Origin of the sequence: Limisphaera sp. VF-2 (assembly GCF_049537125.1) — a bacterium.
Lineage (GTDB): Bacteria > Verrucomicrobiota > Verrucomicrobiia > Limisphaerales > Limisphaeraceae > Limisphaera.
Genome location: NZ_JBMVQY010000001.1, coordinates 240,814 through 256,957 on the forward strand (window position 1 = coordinate 240,814; position 16,144 = coordinate 256,957).

The window sequence follows — 16,144 nt, forward strand, 5'->3', positions numbered from 1 at the left end:
CCGACTCACGTTGGTGGCTACACTCACGCCCCGGTTCCGCAGCTTTCCTGGGGAATCTCCGGGTTCGAACGAGCTTTCTGCCTGTTCTGCGCACTCGGCGGGTCGTTCAAAAAAAGTCCTTCTGCGTGTTCTGCGTGCTCTTGAAAAAACCGTAGCCGCCGCCGTCAGGCGGCGGAGGGTCGCCAAGTGAGTCCTCCTTGCTCTCTGCGTGTTTCGCGTGCTTCGTGGGCCTTAAAGAAATCCTGTGTGATCCGCGTGTTCGGTGGGCTTTAAAAACCGTTCTGCCGTTTCTGCGTATTCTGCGGGCTTTTGGAAAAAGCGTAGCCGCCGCCGGAAGGCGGCGGACCTTCCTCTAGCAAACCTCCCCGGCCTGCCGGATCGCTGCCCTCCAGCCGGGTGAAGTGGCTGATCTCCACCTTGGTAGCCGCCGCGGTGACGCGGCGCACCATCCCAAGGCCGAGCCTCCGCCGACTCCCGTCGGCGGCTACGAGGAAGCCTCCAGAACGCACAGAAAACGCAGAAGATTCTCATAAAAAGCCCACAGACCACGCAGAATACGCAGAAGAGGAATCAAGGAGCATCCGCAAGTGGGGTTTCCCAAAAGACGACGTGGGTAAGTCCACCGACTCCCGTCGGTGGCTACGGGTTTGGAGTTGGTAGCCGCCGCGGTGACGCGGCGGACCATTCCTGCCGGGAGTCTCCGCCGACTCCCGTCGGCGGCTACATTCACGCCCCGGTTCCGCAGCTTTCCTGGGGAATCCCCGGGTTCGAACGAGCTTTCTGCCTGCTCTGCGCCCTCGGCGGGTCGTTCAAAAAAAAGTCCTTGTGCGTGTTCTGCGTGCTCTGTGGGCTCTTAAAAAAACCGTAGCCGTCGCCGGCAGGCGGCGGACCGAGATTCCGAATTCAGACCCGGTCGCTGCATGGCGGCCCTAGCCACACCGTGCCGCATCCCACGCCAAATCCGCCGATTCCCATCGGCGGCTACGGACTCGAGGGTTCGGCGCCAGGTGAGTCCCCCTCACTTTCTGCGTGTTCCGGGTGCTCCGTGGGCCCTTAGAGAAGTTCTGTGTGATCTGTGTGATCTGTGGGCTTTGAGAAAAGGATTCTGCCTGTTCCGCGTGCTCTGTAGGTTTTGAGTTCTGTGTATTCTGCGTGCTCTCTGGGCCTTAGAGAAAAACATTCTGTGGATTCCGTGCGATCTGCGGGCTCATGAAAAAACCGTAGCCGCCGCCGGAAGGCGGCGGACCGAAGATGCAGAGGCAATCTCGCACCGGAGTTTTGCATGCTCTCCAGGCCTTAAAGAATTCTGTGTGGTCTGCGTGTTCGGTGGGCTTTAAAAAGCGTTCTGTGAGTTCTGCGTGCTCTGCGGGCTCCTCAAAACCTCGCCCGGCAAAGACACTACCAGTCTTTCTTGCCGCGGGTCGTGGTGGGCCGTCCCTTGTCCTGCGGCGGAAGCTGCAGCAGCCGCTCGTCGCCCTTGAGACTCTCCAACAATTGCCGGGCCTCCGCTGGTGTCATCGGTCGCGACGGCGGACTACCGGAAGCGGACGGGTCTGTGCTCTCGGCTTGTCCTTCGGTTTCCGAGCCTGACGGTTTGGGCTGATCCGACCCCGTTGGCTGAGGGGGTTGGCCGGGGGTCTCTTGGGCCTGCGCCTCGTTCGGCTGCGTGGAGCTTCGATCCTGCTGCGAGTCCTGTCCCTGCTCCGAGCCCGACCGGTCTTGTTCTTGCGGCTGCTGCTCCCGGGAGTTGCCCCCGCCCTGTGGCTGGGGCGGAGGCGGCGGTAACTCCTCCAAACGCCGCTGGACGAACTCGTGATTGTACCGAGCATCGACGTTGTTCGTGTTCAGCTGGAGAGCGTGCAGGTACTGTTGGAGTGCCTCCTGCCACAACGCCCGTCGCCGCGCCGGATCCGACTCCGCCTCGCCCAGTCGGTACAGGCTGTTGCCACGGTTGTAGTAGGCCCACTCCTGCAGCCGCAAATCCTCGCTGCGAGTGGCCTGGTCGAAGTGGCGCGCCGCCTGGTCGTAGGCACCCTGCCGGTAGGCAGCCGCACCGGCGTTGAAATGCAACCGCTCGTCCCGGGGCCGCTTCTCCAGCAGCCGTTCGAATTCCTGTCGGGCCGCGTCATAACGGCCCGCCTCGTATTCCCGCAGGGCGTGCGCGGGCGACACGGCCACCGCAGATCCCGCAGACGCCAGTACGAGCCAAGCCGTTGCTGCGGCGGCCACCCCTGCGCCCCCACGGTCGCGAGAAGACCTGCGCCGTTGCGGCCAGACCCATTCCGTCGCCAACAGCACCAGCGCCAGGGCCAGCGGCCAGTGATAGCGTTCCCGGTATCGGCGAACGAACCGCTCCGTTCCTTCCCGCCTCGGCAACGGGGCCAATCCCCGTTCGTACAGGGTTTCCATCGCGCGCGGTCCCTGCAGGGGCAGGTAAAAACCTCCCTCACTGACGGCGGCGATCTGCTGCAGCAGCGCCTCGTTCAATCGCGATTTCACCACGTTGCCGGCGGCGTCCCGCACGTAATCCTCCCGACCATGACGATCGCGCACGCGCAGCAGTTCTCCTTCCGGGGTGCCCACTCCGACCGTGAAAATGCGCACGCCCCGGGCCGCCACGCGACGGGCCGCCTCCAACGCACCTCCCTCGTGGTCCTCGCCGTCGGTGAGCAGCACAATGGCCCGATAATTGTCGGTGTCCTCTTGGAATGCCCGGAGGGCGGTTTCCAACGCGGCGGCCAGATGAGTCCCGGTATCCGAAACCGTGCCCACTTCCAGCGCGTCCAGACTCTGCCGAAACACGGTGTCGTCCCAGGTCAACGGGCACAGCAGAATCGCCGATCCCGCAAAAGCCACCAGACCGAAGCGATCCGTGCGCCCGATCCGCAGAAGATCCTGCACGCCCATCTTGGCCCTCGCCAGGCGGTTCGGCGCAACGTCGGCCGTCAGCATGCTTCGCGAAACGTCCACGGCCACCACGATGTCCAGTCCCCGCTGCCGGACCTCTTCCCACGTGTACCCCCATTGGGGTCGCGCCAGCGCCACCAGCAACAGTGCACAGGCGGCCGTCAACACCAGGATCCGCGCCCGCTGTCGAGCAGGCGACCAGCCGGCCAGCAATTGCGGCAGCAGGCGCGGCGGGATGAACCGTTCCCGCAGTTTGCGACGCGTCCGTGCGCCCCACAGCAAAAACAACGCCACCGCCGGTGGGATCACCAGCAGCAGCCACAGGAATTGGGGTTGCGCAAACTGCATCGGTCTACGTTGCCTCCAAAACCCGCCCTCGGGGGCTTCGCCCGCTGCCCCGGGCCCCGGCAGCCCCCAACCACCTCGGCCTGATCAGGGAAGCCGTCGCCATACGGTTTCACCGAGCACCACTTCCGTCGCCAGCAACACCAGGACCGCCGCAATCCACCAGCCGCTCAATTCCCGATGCCGCGCATACTTCTTCACTTCCGCCTCCGTCTTTTCCAGGCGATCGATTTCCCGGTAAATCTCCTCGAATCGCTCCGCATTGTCGGCCCGGAAATACCGCCCGCCTGTGTGATCGGCGATGAACTGCAGCGTGGCCTCGTCAATGTCCACGTCCACCCACCGGTACAATTTGCGGCCGAACACGTCCTGAACGGGCGTCGGAGCGCGACCCCGTGTGCCCACACCGATGGTGTACACCTTGACGCCGAGAGCCTGGGCGGCTTCGGCGGCGGTGCGGGGATCGATCTTGCCGGCGTTGTTCTGGCCGTCGGTCATGAGAATGACGATGCGGCTCTTGCTGGGCAGATCCTGCAATCGATTCAACGCGCTGGCCAGACCCATCCCGATGGCGGTCCGATCCGCCGCAATGGTCCCCAGCTCCAGCCGGTCCAGCACTTGCAGCAAATACTCGTGATCCAGCGTGGGGGGAACCGCCGCGTAGGCATCCGTGGCAAACACCACCAGGCCAATCCGGTCATTGGGCCGACGCTGAATGAACTGTCGCAGCACCCGACGGGACATCTCCATGCGATTGATGCGCTGCCCCTGCACGACGAAATCTTCCGCCGCCATGCTGCCCGACATGTCAAAGGCCACCACGATGTCCACCCCGCTGGCCGTCACGCGGGTTTCGCTGTGAGTCAGGCGCGGCTGGGCCAGGGCCACCACGCCACAAACCAGCGCCAGGCCCCGCAACATGGCCAGCCACCGGCCGGGCTGCCGCCCCCCCAGCATCAACAACGGCCGCATCAGCCGCGCCGACGAATACAAAAACGCCGGAGGTGTTCCCAGCCGGCGGCGTGCCCACGCCAGCAGCGGCAACAAGAACACCAACAAGAGCAGCCAGGGCAGAGCGAAACTCATCCCGTCTCCCTCCGACTTTCGTTTCCGGCCGGGCTGAGCGCTGCGGTGCCCCGGGCCTCGGAAGGACCCGCCCCGCCCGCCGGCTCCCACGGCTCGGTCTCCTCCACCAGCCGCAGCGCCGCTCCATGCAGCTCCAGCAGTTCCGAGCGCGTCGGTTCATACCGGGCGAATTTGACCAGGTCGCACCTTTGCAAGAACTCCCCGAGCACCTGCTTTTGATCCGGCAACAGGGCATCCGAGCGCTGCAGTTCCACCAAAAACTCCTCCGTCGTCCGTTCAGGCGCCCGCAACTCGAACCGCTCCTCCAGGTAGAAGCGAAGGGCATCCGAAACCGCGATGCAGAATTCCTTGGGCCGATCCAACAGCGCCAGGGCCGCCTCCAGTCGCTGACGAGCACGACGATGCGGCGGCACCGGAGGGATCACGGGGACGCGTGCCTTCCGCCGCTGCCAAACGCGCCACAGCCACCACCCCAGCGCCGCGGCGACCACCGCCGCCAACATCCAACCCAGCCAGTCCCACACCGACGGAACCGGCACCGGCGGGACAATGTCCCGAATGTCCTGGCCGGTTCCCGCCGGCACCGCTGCCCGGGCCAGAGTTTGCGTTCCCTGTGTCATCCCCATCGGCGATCCATCCACGACCCGTGCCTCGAATCCATCGTTTCGACCGCACCCCGGCGGCGACCCCGATCAACCGCCCCGGTGCCGCCGCCGCTCCCGCATCTCGAAAAACCGGGCCAGTTCCCCCACATAGGGCCGATCCGTCCGCAACTGAATCGCATCCACCCCTGCAGCGCGCAACGCCCGCGCCAACTCGGCCTGGCGCGCCGCCTGATGCTCCGCAAATGCCGCGCGCCGCCGTGCATCGGCCGTGTTCACCTCCACCATCTCCCCGGTTTCCACATCCTCCAGCAGAAGACGTCCCAGCGCGGGCAGTTCACATTCATACCGGTCCAGCACCTGCACCGCGATCAGGTCGTGTCGGCGATTCACCTGCCGCAGCAGGCTCAGGGTGGAAGGCGAAAAGGGCTCCAACTGCAGCATGGCCCCGAAGGCGCCGCGCGACCTGCCCGCACCGGCGCCGGTCGCGGCCGCGGATCGCGGCGGCCCCTCCGGCGCCAGGAAATCCGAGATCAACACAACAATCGCCCTGCGTCGCGCCACCCGGAGAATGAACTCCAGCGCCCCGGGCAGGTTCGTGCCCCGCCCGCGCGGCTCGTAATACAGGATTTCCCGAATGACCCGCAGCACGTGCCGACGGCCCTTGCGCGCGGGGATGAACGTCTCCACCTCCTCCGAAAACAGCGCCAGGCCCACCTTGTCGTTGTTCCGCAGCGCCGAAAACGCCAGCACACTCGCCACCTCGGCCGCCAGCTCCCGCTTCGAGGGCTCCACCGATCCGAACCAGCCCGAACCACTCACGTCCACCACCAACAACACCGTCAGCTCCCGTTCCTCCACGAACTTCTTCACGAACGGATGGTTCATCCGGGCCGTGACATTCCAATCGATCGCCCGCACCTCGTCGCCCGGCTGATACTCGCGCACCTCCTCGAAGTTCATGCCCTGGCCCCGGAACACACTGTGGTACTGCCCCGCCAGCGTTTCCGTCACGAGACGATTGGTGCGAAGCTCGATCTGCCGAATCTTTTTGAGAATCTCGCGCGGGATCATGCTCTGCACTCTCTCCCGGGCCGTGCCGACCGGTCCGACTGCCGATGCGCCTCCGGCCTTTCGCCCATCCCCGGCCGCCGGCAGCGCACGGCCGCTCCCAACCGTTCCACGTGTCCGTCGTGTCCCACGGTGCGGGCACCCACCCGGCGACCGGGCCGGGCCGGAACCGCGGTGGCGAGGGCTTTCCGCCCGTTCCCTGCGGGCCCTGCTCCGGCACTCGCTGCCCCCGATCTCCACGGCTCCTTCATGGCACGGGCAACTCGTCGAATATCTTTTGCAGGACGGCCTCGGCCGTCTTCTCCTCTGCCTCGGCTTCGTAGGTGATCATGATGCGGTGACGCAACACATCGAGACCCACCGTTTTCACATCCTGGGGGATCACGTACCCACGGCCCCGCAGAAAGGCGTGTGCCTTGGCCGCCAGCGTCAGGTTGATCGTCGCCCGCGGAGAAGCGCCCAGCTGGATGTAATGCTTGACGTCAATCTTGTATTCCTCCGGATTCCGCGTGGCACATACCACGTCCACAATGTACTCCTTCACCTTGTCGTCCACGTAAATGTCGTTCAGCACCTCGCGCGCCCGCAGGATCTGCTCCGGTTCCACCACCGGGCGCACGGTGGGCAATCCGGAGGTGCGCGCCATCAGCTCCAGAATCTGTCGTTCCTCACCGCGCGAGGGATACCCGATCCGGAGCTTCATCATGAACCGGTCCACCTGCGCCTCGGGCAGCGGATAGGTCCCCTCCTGCTCGATGGGATTCTGCGTGGCCAGCACCAGGAACGGTTCCTCCAGGCGATACGTCTGGTCCCCGATGGTCACCTGTCGCTCCTGCATGGCCTCCAACAACGCACTCTGGACCTTGGCCGGCGCCCGGTTGATCTCGTCCGCCAGCACCAGATGCGCAAAGATCGGTCCCTTGCGCGTGCTGAACGTCCCGGTGTGAGGGTTGTAAATCTGGGTGCCGATGACGTCCGCCGGCAGCATGTCGGGCGTAAACTGCAGCCGCGAAAACTTCACCTGCAAACACTGCGCGAGGGTCTTCACCGCCAGGGTCTTCGCCAGCCCCGGCACCCCCTCCAGCAACACGTGTCCATTGGCCAGCAGACCCATGACCAACCGCTCGGTCAGGTACGTCTGGCCCACGATCACTTTGCTCATTTCCTGGAACAACGGTCGAAGGAAGGCCCCCGCTTCCTGCACCGCGGCATTGATGGCACTGATGGTCATGCTCATGATTTCTCGTTCCAACCCGGTTCCAAAGACAACGCTGGCATCTGCCCTGTTCAAAGCCGGCAAACGCCCGGCCAGCATGAAGCATCCGGTGCCCTCGAGCAAGGTCACGCTCCCCGAGAGCTCTCGGACCCGACGCCTTTTGCGCACCTGGGCGCGTCTGCGCCGTGTATCCCGCCGCCCCGTCGCTGCGGCGGCGGGTGCAAAACCCTCCCCGCCGTTGCCAGGGGAAATCGTTCCCTGCCCCGGGGTCACACCAACCGTCACAGAGACTCGCCGGAGCGGCGAATCCCTCCGCTGCGACCGGTGCCCCGAGGCTCAGCCCGGTCCCGAAGTCGCACCTTAACGATTCATAAAGACCCGGGGAATCAGATCGGCGAAGAATTTGTGATGTTCGATCGCAGCCCTTGGTCCCCCTGCAGCGGAAAGGCACAACTTTTCACATCGATCCACCCGGACGTCAGGCACCCTGAAAGCGCCGCTGGAGAACCGGAGCTCGTTGCCGGAGGCCGCTTCCCGGGATCCTGGGCCGCGTCTCCGGTGGGAAACCGTGCTCGGCATCCGGCCATAGCGAGCCCCTCCTGCGGAGGCCACCGCCCGCAACTGCGCTCCCGCAGCGGCTGCCGGCAGCTTTGCCCGGCAGCCAAAGGAAAGCCAAAAGGTCCGCTCGGCACGCGATCCGTACCAGTCCCTGACGAAGGCTGCGCCCGACTTTTTCCAGCGAGCCCTCGGCCCGGAAACGCTCCTCAGAATCGAAGATTCAGATCCGCTTGGAACAGCCGGTAGTCATCCAGGTAAGCCGTGCCGGCTGTACCCCCAAGATCCCCCACGGCCCCAGTGGGCAGGGCTTTCCGATTCCGCTCGCCATGGGCATACGTGAGGTTCATCTGAAGGAAATCGGTGAACAAATAGGTGCCCTCAACAATCACACCCCGCATGTTCACCCGCGAATCAAATGCGTCCGTGTCCACCAGGTTGGGATCCAGCGCGTACAGCCCGCTCCATTGGTAAGCCGCCCGAATGCGCCATTCGCCCTTGCGCCGCCCTGATCCCACCTCCACCCCGGCCAGCCAGCCGTACTTCTCGTCCTCGTACCGCGGCGTCCCCGCCGCACGCGCGCGCTCCTGCCCTTGAAGATTGACCGCGAAATCTCCATACACGCGAACCGGCCATGGGCCACCCGAGTAACGGAGCTCCCACGGCACTTCCAACACCATCAGGTCGTTGATCCCGACGCTGTTTGCAGGGGTGGTCCCCACGAACGGCCCGCGAAAACTGTCGCCACCCCCGCTGTACACATGCAACAGCGGCGAAACGGCGGCCGACCAGTTGGCGTGAAAACGATATCGCAAGCCGACCTGCTGCATGAACAGATACGCGTCTGCCTCTGCCGGCCCCCCACCGAACGGGTTGTCCCGTGGCGCTTCGTCATACAAGAACTGTCCCAACGTCACCGTCCACTCCCAACCGCCCCGGGCGTACCGAAACGTTTCGCTCAGCCCTTCCGGCTGCAAATCGGGATCCCAAACCAGACTGGTCACCTGGAACGGGTTCGGCTGCCGCCCGGCCGTCGCGCCGAACCACGAGACCGGTGTCCACCGGAGATAAAGCTGGTTCAAATAAACTCCGTCATCCCCGCGGCCCCAGGGCCCGCTGTCCCCGCCAAAGGTCACGTTGCCCGAGCGCCCGCTCGTGCCGGATTGGAACTGGACGCCCGCACGCAATTGCTCGGAGAACTCGATCTGCGCCCCTGCGCGCAAACGGTATCGCCAACGGTTCATCTCCAGGCGGTCACCGCCACCGGCCTGACCATTCTCGCCACTCCGATGTTCGAACCGCAGCCGCGCATCCCCGGAGAAATCCACCCGGTCCACCCACCGTGAGAACTGCACCTTCGACTGCCGCGCGAACTCCTCCAGGGACACCGTGCGGCGGCTGGCCAATTCGGTTCGCGCCTGTTCCGCCTCTTGACGGGTGAGAATCCCTTTCCGCTCCAGCAAATCCAGCAGGAGCATCGCCTCCGAGTCGCCCGGTCCGCCCGAGCCCGCGCGGGCCACACACCAACTGCAGGCCAGCACCAGCCCCGTCCACCTCGCAACCGCCGAGACAAAGCCGCTCCCCCGCACTCGGGTCGTCCCAATTCTCGCTGCAATCGACTTCTGCATCTCGAATGCTCCCCGTTTCCACCGGCCACTCGGGCGAATTTACGTCCGGAGTTCTGGATGGGCGTTCGCGGCTGCCCGCATGCCCCTGAGACAGCCCGGCGGCCTTCGCGCGGGTTCAGTGAAAGCATGTTACAACCATGTGACAAGCGAAACTTGTACCCTCGCCCCGGCAGAAAGAGTCGCTTCCCCCGAAATCAACCGTCCCCTTCCGATGCGCAGGGCCGGCGGCGCACTGCAGAGCCTCACCGCGCCAACATCACATAGACCTCCGCCAGGCCGGGAATCCCCCGATCCAAACCTCGAAACAAGATCCCGTGCTCGGCCACATGCGATACTCCCCAGACCCCGGCCACCAACACCAGGGGCGTGAGGTCCAACTGCCGAATCTGAAAACCCAGTCGTCGCCACGGGGCCACCAAACGACGCCCGCACCAGCCGACAAATTCCCAGAACGGATGGGATCCGAAATAGATGTACAGGTTCAGCCAGTACAACAGCAGCAGCCCGGTCAGCAACGGCTTCCATACCAGCCACGCATTCAACCCCACCACGAGCGCCTGAAGCATTCGAGCCGGCCAGGGGGCCGGCTCGGGCAGCAGGCGCAACGCCACCAACACGGGCTCCATTCCCAGCCACAGCGCAGCCACCACCAACGGCGTGCCCAACAGCCGGACCGGGACCGGCCAGCGGCGCCACGGCCCGACCACCGAGCGCGCCATTTGCACGAACGGGTTCACCGCCGGTCCGCCCTCTGCCAACCCATCCAGCAAGACCATCCACAACCAGAACCCCGTGCACAGCACCCCGAAACTTAAAACCGCGTGCACCATCGCCAGCCCCAGCCCGCTCCAGCCCGGCAACACCGGAAAGGCCACACTCACCACCCCCAAATCCAGGCGGGGAACCCACTCCGAAGCACGACCGCCGTGCCAGACCAGCAACGCCCGCAACCCCAGCAGCCCCACCGCGCCCAGAGCCCAAAACCATACCCGCGCGGTCGGCACGAGGACCGGCCGCAGCGTTCCGGCCAGGGTGGCAGGACGGCCCCGCTGCTTCAGTTCGCCCCGCAGGGACCACGCCGCCCATCCCAACAACAGGCAGGCCAGGTTCAGCAGGCTGTCCAACCACGCCATCACGACCCCTCTCCCGGCTCCGCGCCTGCCTGGCGGCCACAGGACACGGGCAAGCCCTACAACAGACGCAGCAACGTATCGGCGATCTCCGCCGGTGTTGGCGCCACCGCCACCCCCGCGTCCCGCAACGCCTCGATCTTCGCCGCGGCAGTGCCCTTCCCTCCACTGATGATGGCCCCGGCATGTCCCATGCGACGGCCCGGCGGAGCCGTGGCTCCTGCAATGAATGCCGCCACGGGCTTTCGACAATGCTGCTTGATCCAGGCCGCGGCCTCTTCCTCGGCACTCCCACCAATTTCACCAATGAGAATGATCGCGTGCGTGTCCGGGTCCTCCACAAACAATTTGATCACGTCCAAATGCGACATTCCCGGCACCGGATCCCCCCCAATGCCCACACACGTGCTCTGGCCCACCCCGCGACGCGTCAATTGCCAAACCGCTTCGTACGTCAGCGTTCCACTGCGGGACACCACCCCCACGTGCCCTTTCTTGTGGATGTAACCCGGTGCGATCCCCATGCGACACCCCCCGCGGGAGTCCGGCCCCTCGCCCGGAGTGACAATGCCGGGGCAATTCGGACCAATCAACCGGGTCCGCCGCCCCGCCAGGGCCCGTTTCACCCGCAGCATGTCCGCCACCGGAATCCCCTCCGTGATGCACACCACCACCTCGATGCCCGCGTCCGCCGCCTCCAGAATCGCGTCCGCCGCAAACGGAGCGGGAACGAAAATCGTCGACGCCGTGGCTCCGGTCGCCCGCACCGCCTCGGCCACGGTGTCGAAGATCGGCACCTCCTGACCGTTATGCTGAAACACCTGACCGCCCTTGCCCGGGGTGACGCCACCCACCACCTGCGTGCCGTACTCGATCGACAAACGGGCATGACGCGCACCAAAACTGCCCGTGATCCCTTGAATGAGAACCTTCGTGTCCGGTTGCACCAGGATGGCCATGAGAAGACCTCCGCGTTCGATGCCCTATGACCCGCGCATAACCCCGGCCGGCGCCGCACCCGACGCCTCCGCGGCACGGGCCGCCGCCACCACTTTCTCGGCTGCATCCGCCATCGAGTCCGCGCTGATCACCGACAACCCCGAGGCGGCCAGCGTCCGCTTGCCCGCCACCACGTTGTTGCCCTCCAATCGCACCACCAGGGGCAGGCGCAACCCGGTCTCCCGCACCGCCGCCACAATCCCCTGCGCGATCACGTCGCAATCCATGATCCCTCCAAAAATGTTCACCAAAATCGCCTTCACGTTCGGGTCCTGCATGATGATGCGAAACGCGGCCGTCACCTGCTCGACACTGGCGCCGCCCCCGACATCCAGGAAGTTGGCCGGCTCACCCCCGTAATGCTTGATGATGTCCATCGTGGCCATCGCCAGCCCCGCTCCATTGACCAGGCAGGCAATGTTGCCGTCCAGCTTGATGTAGTTGAGGTGATACTTGCTGGCTTCGACCTCCAGCGGCGATTCCTCGTTCGGATCGCGCAAGGCCGCCAGATCCGGATGCCGAAACAGCGCGTTGTCCTCCAACGACATCTTCACATCCACCACCAGCAGGGCATCGGCCCCGCCGGGGCCCGTCACCACGCACAGCGGATTCACCTCCACCAGCGACGCCTCGCATTCCCACCAGGTCCGGTACAAACCTTGAAAGAACTGCGCCGCAGGTCCGAGCAACGGCCCCCTCAGCCCCAGCGCCACCGCCAACTTCCGGCCCTGATACGCCTGCCAGCCCAGCACCGCATCCACCGGCTCCGTCAGAATCTTTTCCGGAGCCCGCGCCGCCACCTCTTCGATGTCCACGCCCCCCTCCGTGCTGGCCATCACCACGGGACACCCGCGCGCACGATCCAGCAAGACCGCCGCATACAACTCGCGTCGGATTTCCGGAGCCACCGCCACGAGCACCTTGCGAACCTTGCGCCCCGCCGGCCCTGTCTGACGCGTCACCAACACGTTGCCCAGCATGGCCCGGGCACAGACCTCCGCCTCCTCGGCGGTCCGCACCAGGCGCACCCCGCCCTTGTAGCCGTCCACAAAAGTCCCCTTGCCCCGGCCGCCTGCGTGGATCTGTGCCTTGACCGCCAATTGTTGCGCCCCCTCTGCCAACAATCGTTCCGCCACCGCGCGCGCCTGATCGGCCGTGTCACAGACCTCGCCCGGCGGCACCGGCAGGCCCCGTTCCGCCAGCAACCGTTTCGCCTGGTATTCGTGAATATTCATGACGCAAAGCCGATGTGCCCGCGATTGAAGGAAGCTGCCCGGTAAAAGGCAACCCAAAACCGGCAGGCAACGCCGGCGCCGGCGCCTCTCCGATCCGAACGCCCCCACAGCTCGGCCGGGACTTCGGCCTTCCTCGGCACGGGAAAGTCGGCGGACAAGGGCATTTGCATGGACTTATGGATTCGGAGCTGTAACACCGAAATCCCCACTGCCCGGTCCACGGAATCGCGCCGGGCAATCCACGGGGCAACGGCGCATCCTTTCGCCAGCCCGGGCCAACGCCCCGGGGTTCGACCCGTAAAACCCCATCGTGCCCTGGAAGGCCACAACTCCCTGCCCCCATCGCGACGGCCGGCCCCCACACCGGCTTCTGCCCCCTCAGGCCGCGATGCAGCAGTGGGCGTTCCGGTGCCCTGATCTCGCAAGTTCTTGCGCCGACACAGCACTCCTACAACGCGCTGAAGGTGCGAGGCTTCACCCGGCAGCGAGGGCGGACCGGCCCCGGAGGCGCCATCCTGAACCGGCGCACCTGCGCCCCGGTGGGGCGGAAGCCAGGGCGCGCCGAAGGCGCAACACCAGTCCAACCCTCCTCGTGCCTGGTCGCGATGCATTTGCATCACGCAGCTCCGGGAGATGGTTGGCTGCAGAGTGGGCGCACGCGGGGCCCCACGCGCGGCAGATCCGCTGCCGGGCCTGGTTCAGGTTTATGCACAGCCCCCGAAAGCACGGCCGAAAACCACGCTCCTCGAGGTGGGGAAGCCGCGGGGAAACGGCATTTCCAGGGATCCTTGCATCCGGGCTCAAAAACGGCAATGCGCCCTTCTGCGCCTCCCGGCTCGCTTGCTTATCCCAACCGGCGCGGGTCCCCACGGACAGAACCCGCCCGGCCGTCACGGACGCACCGCACCCCTGGGATCCCCACGGCCCGGCTCGCCCTGAACACCGGGGCCGCCTCCCTCCGTGGATCGGCCGGTCCCCGCCCCCATGCTCACGTGCGCTGATCGATCGGGACGTAATGTTGCAGCGTGGGTCCCACGTACACCTGCCGCGGTCGATAGATCCGACCCTGTGGGTCCTCGGCGACCTCCCGATAATGAGCAATCCAGCCCGGCATCCGCCCAATGGCAAAGATCACCGGGAACATGTTCACCGGGATGCCCAGCGCCCGCATGATGATACCGCTGTAGAAGTCCACGTTCGGATACAACTTCCGCTCGATGAAGTACTCGTCCTGCAACGCCGCTTCCTCCAACCGCTTGGCGATGTCCAGCAACGGATCGGTGCGGCCCAGCTTCGCCAGCAACTCGTCACACTGCCGCTTGATGATCCGCGCCCGGGGATCGTAGTTCTTGTACACGCGGTGGCCGAAACCCATCAGACGCCGTCCGCTGCTCTTGTTCTTGACCTGCTCGAGGAACTTCCGCCCGTCATCCCCCGAGCGGTGAATCTCTTCCAGCATCTCGATGACCGCCTGGTTGGCCCCGCCGTGCAACGGACCCCACAACGCACACACCCCGGCGGCCGCACAAGCGAACAAATTGGCCCCGCTGGAGGCCACCATGCGCACCGTCGAGGTCGAACAATTCTGCTCGTGATCCGCATGCAGCAAAAACAGCAGGTCCAGCGCCCGCACCGCTTCCGGTTTCAGTTCGCAGTCCTCCGAGGGATGCGAGAACATCATGTGCAGGAAATTCGCCGCATACTTGTACTGCGTCTTCGGATAAATGAACGGCAGGCCGCGCGACTTGCGATACGCAAAGGCCGCGATGGTGCGGACCTGCGACAACAGCCGGGCCGCCAGCGTTTCGAAGTGGTCCGAGATGTCCCGGCGCAGCAGCTCCGGATAATAACACCCTGCGGCGTTGATCATCGCCGACAGAATCGCCATCGGGTGCGCATTCGGAGGGAACCCCTCGAAATGGAATTTCATGTCCTCGTGGAGCATCTGGTTCTGCGTCAGCAGGTCCGAGAACCGCCGCAACTCGGCCCGGGTCGGCAGCCTGCCCATGATCAACAGATACGACACCTCGATGAACGACGATTGCTCCGCCAGCTCCTCGATCGGGATGCCCCGGTAACGCAGAATCCCCTTCTCCCCGTCGATGAACGTGATGGCGCTGCGGCACGAGCCCGTGTTGGCGTACCCGTCATCCAGCGTGATGTAACCCGTCTGGTTCCTCAGCTCCCGGATGTCGATCGCCTTTTCCTGCTCGGTGCCCACCACCACGGGGAACGTGTAAACCCGCCCTTCCAGTTTGATCTCCGCTACTTGGTTCATGACGCCCTCACCCATCTTCCTGACGAAGTGTCCTCACCATAAAAACCGCCCTCGCGCACGCCAAGAGAAAACCCGGCCCAACGCCCATGGACGCGGGTCCCGAGCCGATCCCCACCGACGCGAGCTGGCGAACCCCAACCCAGATGCCGCCGCCGTCAGGCGGCGGACCTGAATACGTAGCCGCCGGCGTGAGCCGGCGGACCCAAGATCCGAAATACAGACCCGGCCCGCGCAGGGTAGCCGCGGGCAGTCACGGGGCGCACGATCCGCAACGCGACTTTCCACTGGTATGCACCGGGGGCTCATCACCAAAAGTCCGCCGATTCTCATCGGCGGCTACGAGTCTCAAGTCAGCCAGCCGCCGCCGTCTGGCGGCGGATCGTGTGCAGCTCCGGGACTCACGTCGCCGACTACGATTCCCCTTCATCTGTGTGTTCTGCGTGCTCTGTGGGCTTCAAAAAGTGTAGCCGCCGCCGTCAGGCGGCGGACCGAGAATTCAGACCCGGTCGTTGGATGGCAGCTCTGACCACACCATGTTGCATCCCACGCCAAGTCCGCCGATTCCCATCGGCGGCTACGCAGTGGGGCCTTTGGTAGCCGCCGCGGTCACGCGGCGGCCCCTTCCCGCCGGGCGCCTCCGCCGACTCACGTCGGCGGCTGCATTCACGCCCCGGTGCCGCAGCTTTCCAAGATAATCCCGGGCTCCGGGTGAGCTTTCTGCGCTTTCTGCACGCTCGGCAGCTCGTTCAAAAAACTCCTTCTGCGTGTTCTGCGTATTCTGTGGGCTCCTGAAAAACCGTAGCCGCCGCCGTCAGGCGGCGGACCGAGAATTCACACCCGGTCGTTGGATGGCAGCTCTGACCACACCATGTTGCATCCCACGCCAAGTCCGCCGATTCCCATCGGCGGCTACGCAGTGGAGCCTTTGGTAGCCGCCGCCGGAAGGCGGCGGCCCCTTCCCGCCGGGCGCCTCCGCCGACTCCCGTCGGCGGCTACATTCACGCCCCGGTTCCGCAGCTTTCCGGGGGAAGCCCCGGGTTCGAGCGAGCCGTCTGCCTCTTCTGCGCGCTCGGCCGATCGTTCAAAAAACTC

General features: G+C 65.2%; 11 protein-coding genes. All 11 read right to left on the reverse strand.

Going from position 1 to position 16,144, the window contains the following annotated elements:
* Positions 1-269: 269 nt before the first annotated feature.
* The 11 genes from ACPDIT_RS00820 to ACPDIT_RS00870 all read right to left on the reverse strand — a co-directional run bounded on the left by ACPDIT_RS00820 (position 270) and on the right by ACPDIT_RS00870 (position 15,052).
* Complete coding sequence (locus ACPDIT_RS00820; RefSeq protein ID WP_423440700.1) at positions 270-449, reverse strand: hypothetical protein; 180 nt, start codon at positions 447-449, stop codon at positions 270-272.
* A gap of 949 nt (positions 450-1,398) precedes the next feature.
* Positions 1,399-3,255, reverse strand: a complete 1,857-nt coding sequence (locus tag ACPDIT_RS00825; protein WP_423440702.1) for a VWA domain-containing protein — start codon at positions 3,253-3,255, stop codon at positions 1,399-1,401.
* A gap of 84 nt (positions 3,256-3,339) precedes the next feature.
* Entirely contained in the window at positions 3,340-4,338 is a 999-nt protein-coding gene (locus ACPDIT_RS00830) for a VWA domain-containing protein (RefSeq protein WP_423440704.1), read from the reverse strand.
* Positions 4,335-4,958, reverse strand: a complete 624-nt coding sequence (locus tag ACPDIT_RS00835) for a DUF4381 family protein (protein ID WP_423440706.1) — start codon at positions 4,956-4,958, stop codon at positions 4,335-4,337. Before ACPDIT_RS00835 ends, ACPDIT_RS00830 begins: the two co-directional genes overlap by 4 nt.
* A 72-nt stretch (positions 4,959-5,030) precedes the next feature.
* The gene (locus ACPDIT_RS00840) at positions 5,031-6,014 is read right to left on the reverse strand and encodes a DUF58 domain-containing protein (RefSeq protein ID WP_423440708.1); all 984 of its coding nucleotides are present in this window, start codon (positions 6,012-6,014) and stop codon (positions 5,031-5,033) included.
* A gap of 244 nt (positions 6,015-6,258) precedes the next feature.
* A complete protein-coding gene (locus ACPDIT_RS00845) occupies positions 6,259-7,248 on the reverse strand; it encodes an AAA family ATPase (RefSeq protein ID WP_423440709.1) in 990 nt (329 codons plus the stop codon).
* 743 nt (positions 7,249-7,991) lie between these two features.
* Entirely contained in the window at positions 7,992-9,410 is a 1,419-nt protein-coding gene (locus ACPDIT_RS00850; protein WP_423440711.1) for a putative porin, read from the reverse strand.
* A gap of 242 nt (positions 9,411-9,652) precedes the next feature.
* A complete protein-coding gene (locus ACPDIT_RS00855) occupies positions 9,653-10,546 on the reverse strand; it encodes a hypothetical protein (protein ID WP_423440712.1) in 894 nt (297 codons plus the stop codon).
* Positions 10,547-10,599: 53 nt separating this feature from the next.
* A complete protein-coding gene (gene sucD / locus ACPDIT_RS00860) occupies positions 10,600-11,499 on the reverse strand; it encodes a succinate--CoA ligase subunit alpha (RefSeq protein ID WP_423440713.1) in 900 nt (299 codons plus the stop codon).
* A gap of 24 nt (positions 11,500-11,523) precedes the next feature.
* Positions 11,524-12,774 carry an ADP-forming succinate--CoA ligase subunit beta gene (gene sucC, locus ACPDIT_RS00865; RefSeq protein WP_423440715.1) on the reverse strand — a complete coding sequence of 417 codons (1,251 nt, stop codon included), beginning with the start codon at positions 12,772-12,774 and terminating at the stop codon, positions 11,524-11,526.
* 988 nt (positions 12,775-13,762) lie between these two features.
* Positions 13,763-15,052 (reverse strand): citrate synthase, encoded by a 1,290-nt coding sequence (locus ACPDIT_RS00870; RefSeq protein WP_423440716.1) that lies wholly within the window; start codon positions 15,050-15,052, stop codon positions 13,763-13,765.
* Between the last annotated feature and the right edge of the window lie 1,092 nt (positions 15,053-16,144).

Coding starts and splice junctions, on each gene's coding strand:
- ACPDIT_RS00835 (WP_423440706.1), bottom strand. CDS start 4,958: ATGACACAGGGAACGCAAACTCTGGCCCGGGCAGCGGTGCCGGCGGGA.
- sucD (WP_423440713.1), bottom strand. CDS start 11,499: ATGGCCATCCTGGTGCAACCGGACACGAAGGTTCTCATTCAAGGGATC.
- ACPDIT_RS00825 (WP_423440702.1), bottom strand. CDS start 3,255: ATGCAGTTTGCGCAACCCCAATTCCTGTGGCTGCTGCTGGTGATCCCA.
- ACPDIT_RS00840 (WP_423440708.1), bottom strand. CDS start 6,014: ATGATCCCGCGCGAGATTCTCAAAAAGATTCGGCAGATCGAGCTTCGC.
- sucC (WP_423440715.1), bottom strand. CDS start 12,774: ATGAATATTCACGAATACCAGGCGAAACGGTTGCTGGCGGAACGGGGC.
- ACPDIT_RS00870 (WP_423440716.1), bottom strand. CDS start 15,052: ATGAACCAAGTAGCGGAGATCAAACTGGAAGGGCGGGTTTACACGTTC.
- ACPDIT_RS00850 (WP_423440711.1), bottom strand. CDS start 9,410: ATGCAGAAGTCGATTGCAGCGAGAATTGGGACGACCCGAGTGCGGGGG.
- ACPDIT_RS00830 (WP_423440704.1), bottom strand. CDS start 4,338: ATGAGTTTCGCTCTGCCCTGGCTGCTCTTGTTGGTGTTCTTGTTGCCG.
- ACPDIT_RS00845 (WP_423440709.1), bottom strand. CDS start 7,248: ATGAGCATGACCATCAGTGCCATCAATGCCGCGGTGCAGGAAGCGGGG.
- ACPDIT_RS00820 (WP_423440700.1), bottom strand. CDS start 449: ATGGTGCGCCGCGTCACCGCGGCGGCTACCAAGGTGGAGATCAGCCAC.